The sequence below is a fragment of the Pseudonocardia sp. EV170527-09 genome, assembly GCF_008369905.1.
Taxonomy (GTDB): Bacteria; Actinomycetota; Actinomycetes; order Mycobacteriales; family Pseudonocardiaceae; genus Pseudonocardia.
In genome coordinates, this window is record NZ_VRMC01000075.1 from 17,385 (window position 1) to 27,490 (window position 10,106).

The following is a 10,106-nucleotide window of genomic DNA, read 5'->3' on the forward strand; positions in this document are numbered from 1 at the left end:
TTCCGTATTGACGGCGACGCCGTGTTCGGGAGTACTCCCCTTCGACCGGGCAAACGCTAGGGCATGGCCCTGAGTTCCGACAACGGGGGGTACGCGAGCCTCGTCACATCTGTCCGTTTCCGCCGTCGAACGCGGTCCCCGGCGACGGCCCGGAACCGGTCGCGGAGCCGGCCCAGGCTCTCAGCCCGCGGCGAGCCGGACGGTCGCGACCTCGCGGGCCGGCTGCACCGGACGGGGGGCGGCGGGCAGCCTGCGGACGGCGGCGCGGGCCGTCGCGGAGGTGGCCGCGCGCGCGGCGGACGGGCGGGCCGGGAGGGACCCGGACCCTGCCACGGCCGGACGGGTCACGACGGGCAGCGGCCCGGTGCCCGACACCCGCGGCGCCGGGAAGGTCGCGGCGGCGACGTGCGCGGGCCGCACCGGCTCCTCGGGCAGGACCGGCGGCACCGGGATCGCCGGGCCCACCGCCACGGCGGGCAGCGGCCGGGACGGGGCAGGTGCGTCACGGAACGGCGTCGGGACCGGCGACGGCCGGGTGTGCCCGCTCCCCCGCTCCAGCCGCTCGCAGCGCTCCCGGCCCCGGCCCGCGACCCGTGCGGCCAGCCGCAGCGCGGTGCGCGGCGCCTCCAGGTAGCCGACCAGTGCCCGGTACACCCAGCCCGGCGCGGACAGCGTGCGGCCGCGGGCCAGGTCGTCGAGCGAGCGGCGCACGACGTCGCGGGGGTCGAGCCACAGCGGGCCCTGCGGGTCGTCGTCGGTCCGGATCCGGCCCGCGGCGACCGCGGTCACGGTCACCCCGGTGCCGTGCAGCGACGCCGCGACGGTGTCGCTGAACGCCAGCACCCAGGACTTCGACGCACCGTAGGCGTTGCCCCCCGAGGGCAGGTACCCGGCGACGCTCGCGATGTTGAGGACCCCTCCGTGGCCGCGGGCGGTCATCGCCGGGACCGCCGCGCGGGTGAGGCGCATCAGGGCCGTCACGTTGAGGTCGATCTCGCCGGCGAGCACCTCGACCGGCGCCTCGGTGAACACCGCGTCGGTCTCGACGCCCGCGTTGTTGACCAGCACGTCGATCGGCAGGTCCCGGTCGGTGATCCGGCGCTCGACGGCGACCAGCCCCGCCGGGTCGGTGAGGTCGGCGGGCAGCGTCTCCACGATCGCGCCGGTGGCCCGGCCGACGGACTCGGCGACCTCGGCGAGGCGGGCGGCGTCGCGCGCCACGAGGACGACGGAGTACCCGCGCTCGGCGAGCTCGCGGGCGTAGACGGCGCCGAGCCCTCGGCTCGCTCCGGTCACCAGTGCAGTCGGCATGTCCGGCACGCTAGGACCCGGACGCTGTGGTGCCCCTGAGAAGGTCACGGCCCGCTGAGAGCCCGCTGAGACCCTTCCGGGACCACCGGGACCGGTGACCCCGGGCCCGCCGCGTCGTTCCACATCGCAACGCCATGTGGACTAACGTGCGCCCCCATCCGCAGCAACCGCGGGTACCGGTCGAGACGAGGAGGTCCCTGTGGCAGGCAAGTTCGAGGTGTACGAGGACCGGGGCGGAAAGTTCCGGTTCCGGCTCAAGGCGAGCAACGGACAGGTCGTCGCGGTCGGCGAGGCCTACGAGACGAAGGCGGCGGCGCACAAGGGCTGCGAGGCGGTGCAGCGCGCCGCGGACGGCGCCACCGTCGCCGAGGTCGACGCCTGACCGACCACCGACTCCCCGGAGACGACCGCACCCCTCGTCGGACGCGCCGCGTCCGACGAGGGGTGCGGTCACCGCGTTGCCCGGCCGCGGCTCCGACGGGTTGTGGGGGCCGCGGCCCGGGGTTACCGTGATCGTCCGGCTCCGATACGTACCGTGCCCAGGGAGCCGATCCGAGATCCGTTCAACACGCAGCGGACCCCGCACTGCCATCGGCGATTGCGAGGGACCATGCACAGTCCCACACTTCCCACCCGGCCCGCGGAGCGCACCCGCGACGGCCGCCACGGCTACGACGACCTCATCCCCGATCTGCACCAGCTGGCGGCCACCCCGGAGGATGCACCCGGCCGGGCGGCGTTGCGCGACCACGTCATCACCGAGTTCCGTCCCCTGGTGCGCAACCTGTCCCGGCGCTTCGCCGCTCCCGGCCGGGGCGCCGAGGACATCGAGCAGGCCGGCATGCTCGGCCTGGTCAAGGCGGTCGACCGGTACGACCCGGGGTCGGCGACCGGGGGCCCGCTGGGCTACCTCGTGCCGAGCATCCGCGGCGAGATGAAGCGTCACCTGCGCGACCACTCGTGGTCGGTGCGGGTGCCGCGCGACCTCAAGGAGCTGGCCGTTACGGTCGGCCGGATCGCCGACGAGATGGGCCAGCGCCTCGGGCGCCCGCCGCGGCCGTCGGAGATCGCCGAGGAGGCCGGCGTATCGGTCGACGAGGTCGTCGACGCGCTCGGCGCGCTGGAGTCGCACCACGCCAGGTCCCTCGACGCCCCCGTCGGCGACGGCGACGGCCCCGGTCAGACCCTGCCGCTCGTCGAGCGGTTGGGCGGAGAGGACCCGGCGCTGGACCTGGCGGCCCACGGCCCGGGCATGCGCGCGGCGCTGGCCGAGCTGCCCGAGCGGGAGCGCCGCATCCTGGTGCTGCGCTTCTACGGCGACCGGACCCAGTCCCAGATCACCGCCGACCTGGGCATCTCCCAGATGCACGTGTCCCGGCTGCTGTCCCGCACGCTGTCGCGGCTGCGCGAGCGGCTCACCGGCGACTGACCCGTGCGGGCCTCCCCGGCGGCGAGCTCCCCGCGACCTCCCGGTGTCAGCCGGGCAGGGTCTCGCCACCGACCGGGGCGAGCACCTCCCCGGTGTAGTAGGAGGACAGCCGCGGGGCGGCGAAGAACACGAAGGACGGGGCGATCTCGTCCGCGGACGCGGGCCGCCCCATCGGGGTCTGCTCCCCGAAGCCCTCGACCTTCTCCTCCGGCATGGTCGCCGGGATCAGCGGGGTCCACACCGGACCGGGGGCGACGCAGTTGACCCGGATGCCGCGCGGGGTCAGCGACTGGGCGAGCGAGTACGTCAGCGACTGCACCGCGCCCTTGGTGGCGGAGTAGTCGATGAGGCTCTTGTTGCCGCGCAACCCGTTGATCGACCCGGTGTTGACGATCGCGCCGCCGTCGGGCAGGTGCGCGAGGGCCGCCTTGGTCACGCGGAAGTAGCTGTGGATGTTCACCTCGAAGGTGCGCAGCCAGGCGTCGTCGTCGATGTCGGTGAGATCGTCGACGGGTTCCTGGGTGGCGATGTTGTTGACCACGGTGTCCAGGCGGCCGAGCTCGTCGACGGTACGGCGCACGACCTCGGCGCAGTGCCCGGCGTCGCCGAGGTCACCGGGCAGGGTCAGGCAGCGGCGGCCCTCGTCGCGAACGAGCCGCGCGGTGTGCTCGGCGTCGGCGTCCTCGTCGAGATAGGCCAGGGCGACGTCGGCGCCCTCCTTCGCGAAGGCGACGCAGACGGCGCGCCCGATGCCGGAGTCGCCGCCCGTGACCAGTGCGACGGTGCCGGCGAGCAGGTCACGGCCCCGGTAGCCGCGCATCTCGTCGCGGGGCTCGGGGGTCATCGCCGCGGTGTCACCGGGTGGGGTCTGCTGCTGAGCGGGCGGGCTGTCGGGCACAGGGGCTCCTCACGGTCGTCCCGCGTCGGTGCGACGGCGGGCGGGAGACCGACGGGCACGTTCGAGGGGATCGACGGCCGCACCCGCCGACCGGACCGCGGCTACCCGTGGCTCCGGCAGCGAAACGGTCCGCGTGTGCCGGACGGCGGGCGGGGTAGTCCGGTCCCCGTGCGGCCGGCACGGTCGCACGACGAGGAGAGGAGACCCCGATGGACGCGCAGCGGGCACGGTCCCTGCTGACCGAGGAGCTGGACCGGCTGGAGGGCGGTACGGTCGCGACCGAGCGGCCGGCCCCGGGCCAGGATCGCGTCGGCGACGGTCTCGACTTCGGCGACGAGGGCGCACGGGCCTACGAGACGATGGCCCACGACCTGGACGAGAACACCCGCCGCGCCCGCACGCGGCGGGTGCGCGCGGCGCTGACCCGCCTCGAGAAGGGCGAGTACGGCCGCTGCGACGTGTGCGGCGGACGGATCGACGACGAGCGGCTCGAGGTGCGCCCCGACACCGACCGCTGTCGCGAGCACCCCGAGGACGACGCGCAGATGCCCGGCCCGGTCGAGGGCTGACCCGGACCGACGTCGACGGGGCCGCCCTCCCACCTGGGAGGACGGCCCCGTCCGTCGTACGTGGGGAGCTCAGGCGGTCGCACCCTCCGGGTGCACCGGGTGCCTGCCCTCGGCGAACTCCTCGACCAGCTTCGCGCAGAACGCGTCGAGGTCGTCGGGGTTGCGGCTGGTGACCAGCCCCTCGTCGGTCACGACCTGCTCGTCGACGACGGTCGCGCCGGCGTTGCGCAGGTCGGTCCGGATGCTCGGGAACGAGGTGAGGGTGCGGCCCTTCACGACGTCGGCCTCGACCAGCGTCCACGGCCCGTGGCAGATCGCGCCGACCGGCTTGCCCGCCGTGAAGAACGCCTTCACGAACGCCACCGCGGTGGCGTCGGCCCGGAGGTTGTCCGGGTTCACGGTGCCGCCGGGCAGCACCAGGGCGTCGTAGTCGTCGGCGGACACGTCCGCGACGGCGCGGTCGACGTCGAGCTTCTCGTCCGGGTTGATGTCGGCCGACATCGACTGGATCGGGTCCGTGGACAGCGAGACCACCTCGACCCGCGCGCCGGCCTTGCGCAGCTCGTCGCGGGGCTGGACCAGCTCGACCTTCTCGACGCCGTCCGTGGCCAGGATCGCGACGGTCCGGCCCTGCAGTTCGTTCGCCACCGTGGGTTCCTCCTCGGTCTCGTGCTCGTGCGGTGTCCCTTCCCGCCTTCCCGCTGTGGGCGCGGTCAATCGCGCACGAGGGACCGGCATCTGTCGCCGTCCTCCCCGCCGGGCTACGGTGTCTGGGTAGCTCAGCGATACCCAGGGGGCGGGATGGACGCACGGACGGCGGCGGCGTCCCAGGTGTGCTCGGTGGCCCGCACCGCGGCGCTGTTGGCCGACCCCTGGACGGTGCTGCTGGTGCGCGACCTCGGCCGCGGGATCACCCGCTTCGACCAGCTGGCGCGCGGTCTGGGTGTTGCGCGCACCGTGCTGAGCCGGCGCCTGTCCGAGCTGATCGACGACGGCGTCGTCGAACGGGTGGACTACCGCGAACCCCGGGCGCGGACCCGCGCCGAGTACCGGCTGACCCGGCGCGGCCGCGATCTGGGCGTCGTCCTGGCCGCACTCATGGACTTCGGCGACCGGCACCTCGCCGGCGACGCCGGACCTCCCGTGGTCCGCGTGCACACCGGCTGCGGCGCCCCGGTGCGCCTGGTGAGCGTGTGCGGTGCCGGACACCGTCTGGGCCGCACCGACGAGGTCCACCTCGAACCGGGGCCCGGAGCCCCCGTCACCCACACCCACACCGACACCGACACCGACACCGACCAGGAGCCACGATGACCTCCGCAGCAGAGCCCGCCACCGGGCCGGCCGCCACGCGCCGCCGCGAGCACGAGTGGACCGACCCGATGGCGCTCGCCGCCGCCGCGTCCGGTCTGGACGGGCTGGAGTACCTGCGCCGGATCGTCGACGGCCGGCTCCCCGGCGCACCCGTCGCGAGCCTCGTCGGGTTCCGCGCCGTCTCCGCCGAGCACGGGCGCGTCGCGTTCGCCTTCGAACCCGGCGAGCACCAGTACAACCCGATCGGCTCGGTGCACGGCGGGGTGTACGCCACGCTGCTCGACTCCGCCTGCGGGTGCGCGGTGCACTCCACCCTCCCCGCCGGGACCGGCTACACCAGCCTGGACCTGTCGGTGCGCTTCCTGCGCCGGATCACCGTCGACACCGGCACCGTGACGTGCACCGGCCACGTCGTGCAGGCCGGGCGCCGCACCGCGCTGGCCCGGGCCGAGCTGACCGACGCCGAGGGCAGGCTGCTGGGCGAGGCCACGTCGAGCTGCCTGATCCTGCCCGGGGACTGAGCTGATCCCGCCCGCGGGCCGAGCTGGTCGCGCCCAGGGGCCGGGCTGATCGTGCCCGGGGGCGAGCCCGGCTCAGCCCGGGACGACCGGGCCCTGGGTCGGTGCGACGCCGGAGCGTTCGGCGCGCTGCGCGGCCTCCACGCAGGTCGCGGCGCGGACCGCGCCCGCCGCGTCCGGGCCGGTGGCGTAGAGCGCGGGCCCGGGGAGCTCGGGGGTGAGGGCGCGCGCGTCGTCGGTGACGGCGGCGAAGCCCTGCCTCCCCCACACCCACACGGCGCGGTCCCCGGCGCCGCGCACCGTGCCGGTGATCGGTGCCGAGACGAACGTGAGGTCTGCGTCGGTCGCGGTGAACCGGGCCGCGCCGGGCACCGCACCGGCCGGGAGCGCACCGGAGAGGGCGTCGAGGAGGGTCCCCTGCGCGGGGGTGCACGAGCGCAGGGCGGCGGCCGGGTCGTCGACGGCGAGCCGGGCGAACTCGGTGGCCGGGTCGATCTCGCGGGACGCGCGCGCCTCCCCCGGTGCGACGAGCGCCCCGACACCGACGACGACGGCGGCCAGCACGCCGGCACCCACCAGCAGGACGCCCGCGCACCAGGCGACGGTCCGCAGGACCATCGGCCGCGATCCGCTCATGACCACAATCTATCCGCGCACCGGGACATCGGCCCCGCGAAACATGATCGGTTACCGAGCGGTGACACCGGCCGGGTCGTTCACCGCCCCGATCGGGTCGGCGCGGTTCCCTTCCCCATTCGCGCGGGGTAATGCGCGGAATGCGACCACCGAACCATTCTGTGACGATCGGTGTGCGTTCTCCTACCGAGCGTGGTCGGCGTGGTCGTGGTCGTGGTCGTCGTGGTCGTGGTCGTGCCCGGCCGGGCGAGCGGCGAGGTCGGCGGCGCGGCCGAGCACCTCCGCCCCCTCGAGACGGCCCGCGGCGACGAGCACGTCCTCGCAGGCGGCGAGCCAGCAGCCGTAGTACGGGGCGGCGGGATCGGCGGCGATCCGCGCGACCAGCCGGTCGCGGAACCCGTCCCAGGTGAACACCCCCGCCTCGGCGAGCGCGACGGCCAGCCCGAACGCGCACCCCTCCCAGGGCGCGGCGAACACCAGCTCCCCGTTGCTGCGTGGCGGGGCCGCGGGACCCGTGGTGTCGAGCACCGGCCCGCTCACGACGGCCCGGCCACGTCGGCGACCCCGACCATCGCGTCCCGCCCGACGAGCCCGGCGAGCTGCTCGACGGTGAACCCGTCGGTGCCGGCGGGTCGGCGCGGCAGCACCAGGTAGCGGACCTCGGCCGAGGAGTCCCACACCTCGATCCGGCGCTCCGGGGGCACGTCGAGCCCCATCTCGGCGAGCACGGTGCGCGGCTCGCGCACGACCCGGGCCCGGTAGGCGGGGTCCTTGTACCAGCTCGGGGGCAGGCCGAGGACCGGCCACGGATAGCAGGAGCACAGCGTGCAGACCACGACGTGGTGCACCTGGTCGGTCTGCTCCAGCACCACCATGTGCTCGCCCTGCGGCCCGCTGAACCCGAGCGCGGCGATCGCCGCCGTCCCGGCGCGCAGCAGCCATTCCCGGTACTCGGGGTCGGTCCAGGCGCGGGCGACGACCGTCGCCCCGTTCAGGGGGCCGACGTCGCGTTCGTAGGTGCGCACGAACCCGTCGACGACGGCCGGGTCCACCAGCCCCCGTTCGACCAGCAGCTCCTCCAGCGCCGCGGTGCGCAGCGCGGGACCGGGATCGTCGTCGGTCATCGTGGCTCCAGGTAGGACTCGAACAGGTCGGCGTGCACGATCACGTCCGGCTCCGCGCCGGGGCCCCACACGTCGGGGGCGGTGAAGGCCACGGTGTACACGTGCTGGGGGTGCTCCCCGGCGAACACCGCGTGGGTGTCGGGCAGCACGTGCGCGGGCCGGACCGCGGTCACGGCACCGGGCGCTCCGCGCAGGTAGCGGGGCAGCTTGCACGGTCCCCGCCCGACCGGACCCGCCGACGGCGCGGGCGGCGCGACGTCCGGGGGCTCGCGGCGGGCGCGGACCGGGTCGCCGGGGGCGAAGTGCGGCGCGGCGTCGACGGTGCGCAGCGACCCGGGCGCGGTGGGTGTGTAGTCGGGCTTCGCCAGGGGCGGGTCGGCCGGCTCGGGCACGTCCTCGCCGCGGGTGCGCCGGGCACGGGCCTCCACCGCGCCGGACGCCAGCACGCCCGAGTCGACCAGCATCAGCTCGGCGGCGTGCAGCCAGCGGCCGTAGTAGCCGTCGTCGAGGTAGCGGGTGCGGTCCAACCGGGACAGCGCGTGCCGGAACGCGTCCAGGTTGCGTCCGGAGATCCGGCCCATGGTCAGCGCGGTCAGTGCGAACGCCCGCCCCTCCCATGCCCGGGCGAACGGCGGCTCGGGCTCGACGTCGCCCGGGGCGACGACCCGGCCCCAGCCCGTCGTCCCGCCCAGGTCGGCCGGGTCGTCGGGGTCGACGGAACCATCCACTCAGGACCCCAGGGCCAGGACGTTGCAGACGTCGCCGCGGCCGCCGGTCGAGGTCAGGCCGCGCTGGGAGCGGATCCGCTCGGCGAGGAACGCCGCGTCGGCGCCCACCCCGGAGAACCGCCCGGACCCCCAGGTCCACTGCCAGGGCAGACCGAGGAAGAACAGCCCGGGGACGCCCGTCACGCCGCGGCTGTGCACCGGCGAGCCGCGGCCGGTGAACACTCCCAGGTCGACCCAGGAGAAGTCCTGCCGGAACCCGATGCACCAGACCACCGAGGTGATCCCGGCGTCGGCCAGCGCCAGCTCGGTGACCTCGCGCTCCGGGCGCCACACCGGGGTGTAGCGCTCCTCGACCGGGGCGTCGATCCCCTTGTCGGCGATCCAGCCGTCGATGGTGTCCTTGATGGACTCGCTGACCTCGTCGGCGTGGTCAAGCGAGGACTCCAGGTCGGGAGCGAAGGTGAGCCGCCCCGCGGCGTGGTCGGTGAGCGCGCCGTAGAGCCGCATGCCCTCGGTGGCGAAGCGGCGCAGGTCGATGTCACGACCGCCGTCGCGACCGGTCACGTAGTGGTTGGCCTGCGCGCGCACGGCCTCGCGACGCGGGTGCCGGGTGACCGGCATCCGGTAGTAGCCCATCTCGTCGAGCCAGTCGGTCACGTCGCGGCCCCGGTAGAAGCGGGCCACCCGCGGTGCGTGCCCGACGACGAGGTGCACCGTCCGCCCCGCCAGGTGCAGGTCCTCGGCGATCTGGGCGCCGGACTGCCCGGACCCGACCACCAGCACCTCCCCCGGCGGCAGCTGGCCGGGGTTGCGGTAGTCCTGGGACCCGATCTGCGTGATGTCGGCCGGCAGCGGCTCGGACAGCGGCGGGGTGAGCGGCGTGTGGTACCCGCCGGTGGCGACGACGACCTGGTCCGCGGTGCACGTCCCGGCGGAGGTCTCGACGACGAAGGTCCCCCGCTCGTCCTGGTGCACGCGTCTCACCTCGACGCCCTCGATCAGCGGCGGGTCGACGAACGCCCGGTAGGCCTCCAGGTAGTCGACGAACTCGCTGCGGACCATGAACCCGTGCGGGTCCGGCCCGGCGTAGGGGAAGTCCGGCAGGTCGCACTGCCAGTTCGGCGTGACCAGGCTGAACGTGTCCCAGCGATGCCGCTTCCAGGACGAGGCGACGACGTCGCGTTCGAGCACGAGGTGGTCGATGCCGCGCACGTCCAGGCACCGGCTCATCGACAGACCCGCCTGCCCGCCGCCGACGACGACGACCGTCCGGTGCTCACCGTCCAGCTCGGCGGGCGGGGGACGCCGGTCCTCGCGTCGGATCATCGCGGTCATGGGGCCTCCTCGTGGGTGGTCGGGGAACGGACCCACGGTCGACCCGTCGCATTACCGAATCGTGTCGTTCGGACGACGGGAGTATTGCCCCGTGTTACGCAACACGACGGTCACACAGGGCCGATCCGGAATCGTTGTCGTAGTCCGCTCTCAACGTTCCGGCAACAGCCTGGGTTCAACCGATCGTTGCAACACCGGGTTGTCAGGCTGAGCGTAGCTGCTCTTCGAACACTTCGGCGGGGGT

General features: G+C 74.7%; 13 protein-coding genes. 5 read left to right on the plus strand and 8 right to left on the minus strand.

Going from position 1 to position 10,106, the window contains the following annotated elements; genetic code table 11:
- Nucleotides 1-180: 180 nt before the first annotated feature.
- On the minus strand, nt 181-1,311 hold the full coding sequence (locus FVA95_RS32145) for an SDR family oxidoreductase (RefSeq protein ID WP_205015919.1): 1,131 nt from the start codon (nt 1,309-1,311) through the stop codon (nt 181-183).
- Nucleotides 1,312-1,510: 199 nt separating this feature from the next.
- Between FVA95_RS32145 and FVA95_RS20950 the strand changes: the two genes are divergently transcribed.
- Together FVA95_RS20950 and FVA95_RS20955 are read left to right on the plus strand one after the other, a co-directional pair.
- On the plus strand, nt 1,511-1,693 hold the full coding sequence (locus tag FVA95_RS20950) for a DUF1508 domain-containing protein (RefSeq protein ID WP_075307450.1): 183 nt from the start codon (nt 1,511-1,513) through the stop codon (nt 1,691-1,693).
- 228 nt (nt 1,694-1,921) lie between these two features.
- Nucleotides 1,922-2,740: a sigma-70 family RNA polymerase sigma factor gene (locus FVA95_RS20955; RefSeq protein WP_149665691.1), complete on the plus strand. Its 819-nt coding sequence runs from the start codon at nt 1,922-1,924 to the stop codon at nt 2,738-2,740.
- A 46-nt stretch (nt 2,741-2,786) separates the two neighbouring features.
- On the opposite strand, the gene FVA95_RS20960 is transcribed toward FVA95_RS20955, so the two are convergent.
- Nucleotides 2,787-3,584: an SDR family oxidoreductase gene (locus tag FVA95_RS20960; RefSeq protein ID WP_149665701.1), complete on the minus strand. Its 798-nt coding sequence runs from the start codon at nt 3,582-3,584 to the stop codon at nt 2,787-2,789.
- A gap of 263 nt (nt 3,585-3,847) precedes the next feature.
- On the opposite strand from FVA95_RS20960, the gene FVA95_RS20965 reads away from it, so the two are divergent.
- Complete coding sequence (locus FVA95_RS20965; RefSeq protein WP_149665692.1) at nt 3,848-4,207, plus strand: TraR/DksA C4-type zinc finger protein; 360 nt, start codon at nt 3,848-3,850, stop codon at nt 4,205-4,207.
- A gap of 69 nt (nt 4,208-4,276) precedes the next feature.
- On the opposite strand, the gene FVA95_RS20970 is transcribed toward FVA95_RS20965, so the two are convergent.
- Nucleotides 4,277-4,855, minus strand: a complete 579-nt coding sequence (locus tag FVA95_RS20970) for a type 1 glutamine amidotransferase domain-containing protein (protein ID WP_020622524.1) — start codon at nt 4,853-4,855, stop codon at nt 4,277-4,279.
- A gap of 153 nt (nt 4,856-5,008) precedes the next feature.
- Between FVA95_RS20970 and FVA95_RS20975 the strand changes: the two genes are divergently transcribed.
- Together FVA95_RS20975 and FVA95_RS20980 are read left to right on the plus strand one after the other, a co-directional pair.
- Nucleotides 5,009-5,521 (plus strand): helix-turn-helix domain-containing protein, encoded by a 513-nt coding sequence (locus FVA95_RS20975; protein WP_149665693.1) that lies wholly within the window; start codon nt 5,009-5,011, stop codon nt 5,519-5,521.
- Entirely contained in the window at nt 5,518-6,042 is a 525-nt protein-coding gene (locus tag FVA95_RS20980) for a PaaI family thioesterase (protein WP_149665694.1), read from the plus strand. The genes FVA95_RS20975 and FVA95_RS20980 overlap by 4 nt, the downstream gene beginning before the upstream one ends.
- A 72-nt stretch (nt 6,043-6,114) precedes the next feature.
- Here FVA95_RS20980 and FVA95_RS20985 read toward each other — a convergent pair whose 3' ends face one another.
- The 5 genes from FVA95_RS20985 to FVA95_RS21005 all read right to left on the minus strand — a co-directional run bounded on the left by FVA95_RS20985 (nt 6,115) and on the right by FVA95_RS21005 (nt 9,862).
- Complete coding sequence (locus FVA95_RS20985; protein WP_149665695.1) at nt 6,115-6,675, minus strand: hypothetical protein; 561 nt, start codon at nt 6,673-6,675, stop codon at nt 6,115-6,117.
- Nucleotides 6,676-6,858: 183 nt separating this feature from the next.
- Nucleotides 6,859-7,215, minus strand: a complete 357-nt coding sequence (locus FVA95_RS20990) for a nitrile hydratase accessory protein (RefSeq protein WP_149665696.1) — start codon at nt 7,213-7,215, stop codon at nt 6,859-6,861.
- Entirely contained in the window at nt 7,212-7,799 is a 588-nt protein-coding gene (nthA, locus tag FVA95_RS20995; RefSeq protein ID WP_149665697.1) for a nitrile hydratase subunit alpha, read from the minus strand. Before nthA ends, FVA95_RS20990 begins: the two co-directional genes overlap by 4 nt.
- Nucleotides 7,796-8,527 (minus strand): SH3-like domain-containing protein, encoded by a 732-nt coding sequence (locus tag FVA95_RS21000; protein ID WP_149665698.1) that lies wholly within the window; start codon nt 8,525-8,527, stop codon nt 7,796-7,798. The genes nthA and FVA95_RS21000 overlap by 4 nt, the downstream gene beginning before the upstream one ends.
- Nucleotides 8,528-9,862 (minus strand): MSMEG_0569 family flavin-dependent oxidoreductase, encoded by a 1,335-nt coding sequence (locus FVA95_RS21005; protein WP_149665699.1) that lies wholly within the window; start codon nt 9,860-9,862, stop codon nt 8,528-8,530. It lies immediately after the preceding gene.
- Nucleotides 9,863-10,106: the final 244 nt, after the last annotated feature.

What these genes read in the sequence shown, in the direction of transcription:
- FVA95_RS32145 (WP_205015919.1), bottom strand. Translation starts at nt 1,311, where the DNA reads ATGCCGACTGCACTGGTGACCGGAGCGAGCCGAGGGCTCGGCGCCGTC.
- FVA95_RS20955 (WP_149665691.1), top strand. Translation starts at nt 1,922, where the DNA reads ATGCACAGTCCCACACTTCCCACCCGGCCCGCGGAGCGCACCCGCGAC.
- FVA95_RS20960 (WP_149665701.1), bottom strand. Translation starts at nt 3,584, where the DNA reads ATGACCCCCGAGCCCCGCGACGAGATGCGCGGCTACCGGGGCCGTGAC.
- FVA95_RS20965 (WP_149665692.1), top strand. Translation starts at nt 3,848, where the DNA reads ATGGACGCGCAGCGGGCACGGTCCCTGCTGACCGAGGAGCTGGACCGG.
- FVA95_RS20975 (WP_149665693.1), top strand. Translation starts at nt 5,009, where the DNA reads ATGGACGCACGGACGGCGGCGGCGTCCCAGGTGTGCTCGGTGGCCCGC.
- FVA95_RS20980 (WP_149665694.1), top strand. Translation starts at nt 5,518, where the DNA reads ATGACCTCCGCAGCAGAGCCCGCCACCGGGCCGGCCGCCACGCGCCGC.
- FVA95_RS20985 (WP_149665695.1), bottom strand. Translation starts at nt 6,675, where the DNA reads ATGAGCGGATCGCGGCCGATGGTCCTGCGGACCGTCGCCTGGTGCGCG.
- nthA (WP_149665697.1), bottom strand. Translation starts at nt 7,799, where the DNA reads ATGACCGACGACGATCCCGGTCCCGCGCTGCGCACCGCGGCGCTGGAG.
- FVA95_RS21005 (WP_149665699.1), bottom strand. Translation starts at nt 9,862, where the DNA reads ATGACCGCGATGATCCGACGCGAGGACCGGCGTCCCCCGCCCGCCGAG.